General features: G+C 72.0%; 3 protein-coding genes. All 3 read left to right on the top strand.

Going from position 1 to position 1,931, the window contains the following annotated elements; translation table 11 throughout:
* Positions 1 to 203 (top strand): hypothetical protein (locus tag JAO81_RS43150; protein WP_233416489.1); only part of this gene is annotated, 203 nt, incomplete at its 5' end.
* 31 nt (positions 204 to 234) lie between these two features.
* Complete coding sequence (locus JAO81_RS37730) at positions 235 to 678, top strand: Zn-ribbon domain-containing OB-fold protein (RefSeq protein ID WP_199552519.1); 444 nt, start codon at positions 235 to 237, stop codon at positions 676 to 678.
* Positions 675 to 1,865: a lipid-transfer protein gene (locus JAO81_RS37725; RefSeq protein ID WP_199552518.1), complete on the top strand. Its 1,191-nt coding sequence runs from the start codon at positions 675 to 677 to the stop codon at positions 1,863 to 1,865. The genes JAO81_RS37730 and JAO81_RS37725 overlap by 4 nt, the downstream gene beginning before the upstream one ends.
* Positions 1,866 to 1,931: the final 66 nt, after the last annotated feature.

The raw sequence follows: 1,931 nt of genomic DNA, 5'->3' as shown, positions 1-1,931 counted from the left end.
GCCAGGACCACCCCCGTGGGTCCTGGCCGCCCGCTGCGGTGAGGGGCTCGGGGCCGGGCCTCAAGCTCCTCACCTCATCCGAGACGCAGCCGGACCGTGTCCGGTTCTCACGGGGCTCGATCGAGTTCCGTACCGGAGCGCTCGGCGAGCTCGGTGCATCCGGCCCGGGTGACGGGATCACCCACCCCGTGGCACACTTCTGACGTTCCGTCAGATCCGGTGCCGGGGAGGGTCATGTCTCGTACACGCACACCAGTGGTGGCCGATTGGTTCAGTGGCGAGGGGGAGGACTTCCGGCTGCTCGGTACGCGATGTGGCGCCTGCGGGTCGGTCTTCTTTCCCCGCGAGGACTCCTTCTGCCGCAACCCGGGCTGTACGGGCGGCGAGCTGGCCGAGGTTCCGCTGTCCAAGCGCGGCCGCATCTGGTCGTACACCGACGGGCGTTACCGGCCGCCCCTCCCCTACGTGTCCGATCCGGACGCCGCGTGGGAGCCGTACACGTTGCTCGCCGTGGAGCTCGAGGACGAGCGCATGGTCGTGCTCGGGCAGGCGGTGCCCGGCGTGACCACAGCCGAGCTCGAAGTGGGGATGGAGGTCGAGGCCGTGCCCGGCGTGCTGAACGAGGAAGCCGGCACGACCTGGACGACCTGGCACTTCAAGCCGGTGAGTGCGCGATGAGCCGGGACGTGGCGGTCCTCGGCGCCGGGATGCACCCGTGGGGCAAGTGGGGCCGAAGCTTTATCGAGTACGGAACGATCGCGGCGCGCAAGGCACTCGAGGACGCCGGCGTCGACTGGCGCGATGTGCGGTCGATCGTCGGCGCGGACACCGTGCGCGGCGGCTACCCCGGATATGTCGCCGGGGCCACGTTCGCCAAGGCGCTGGGCTGGCAGGGTGCGCGGGTCACGAGCGTGTACGCGGCGTGCGCTTCGGGCGCACAGGCCATCAACACCGCGCGCACGCAGATCCTTTCGGGGCTCGCCGACGTGGTGCTCGTGGTGGGTGCGGACGCCGCGCCCAAAGGGTTCTTCCGGCCCGCGGGCGGCGACCGGCAGGACGATCCGGACTGGTTGCGCTTCCGGGTGCTCGGCGCCACCAACCCGGCGTACTTCGGGCTGTACGCACGGCGCCGGATGGCGTTGCACGGGGACACACTCGAGGACTTCGCACAGGTCAAGGTGAAGAACGCGGCGTCGGGCGCGCTCAATCCGTATGCCCGGTACCGCAAGACGGTGACGGCGCAGGACGTCGCGGCCTCCGCGGTGGTGGCCGATCCGCTGCGGCTGCTCGACATCTGCGCCACCTCCGACGGGGCGGCGGCGCTGGTGCTGTCCAGCATGGACTTCGCCCGTCGGCACGGGCAGGCCGACCCGGTGCGGATACGGGCGGTCTCGACGGTGACGCCGCAGTATCCGCAGACGGTGCTCGATCTGCCGGACATCGCCACGGATTCGGCCGCGGCCGTCCAGCCGCCCGAGCGGACCTTCCGCGCCTCGATCGCGCATGCCGCGTACGAGGAGGCCGGGATCGGGCCCGAGGACTTGTCGCTCGCCGAGGTCTACGACCTGTCCACGGCTCTCGAGCTGCAGTGGTACGAGGATCTCGGGCTGTGCGGCGAGGGCGAGGGGGCCAAGTTGCTGCGCGAAGGGGTGACCTCTCCCGGGGGCCGGCTGCCGGTCAACTCCAGTGGCGGGCTCGCCTCGTTCGGCGAGGCGGTGCCGGCGCAGGCCATCGCGCAGGTCTGCGAGCTGACCTGGCAGTTGCGCGGGGCGGCGGGTGAGCGTCAGGTGGACGGGGCGCGGGTCGGGATCACCGCGAATCAGGGGTTGTTCGGGCACGGGTCCGCGGTGGTCGCGGTGAAGTGAGCCCGGCCGAACCCTGTGTGGGCGCCCCCCCCGGCCCCGCGGGCGCGGGGGGGGCGCCGGGGGGGC

Origin of the sequence: Streptomyces sp. N35 (assembly GCF_016464295.1) — a bacterium.
Lineage (GTDB): Bacteria > Actinomycetota > Actinomycetes > Streptomycetales > Streptomycetaceae > Streptomyces.
This window is presented reverse-complemented; position numbering and strand designations above follow the sequence as displayed.

Bases quoted from the DNA above. Each gene is read 5' to 3' on its own strand.
- JAO81_RS37725 (WP_199552518.1), top strand. From the start codon at position 675: ATGAGCCGGGACGTGGCGGTCCTCGGCGCCGGGATGCACCCGTGGGGC.
- JAO81_RS37730 (WP_199552519.1), top strand. From the start codon at position 235: ATGTCTCGTACACGCACACCAGTGGTGGCCGATTGGTTCAGTGGCGAG.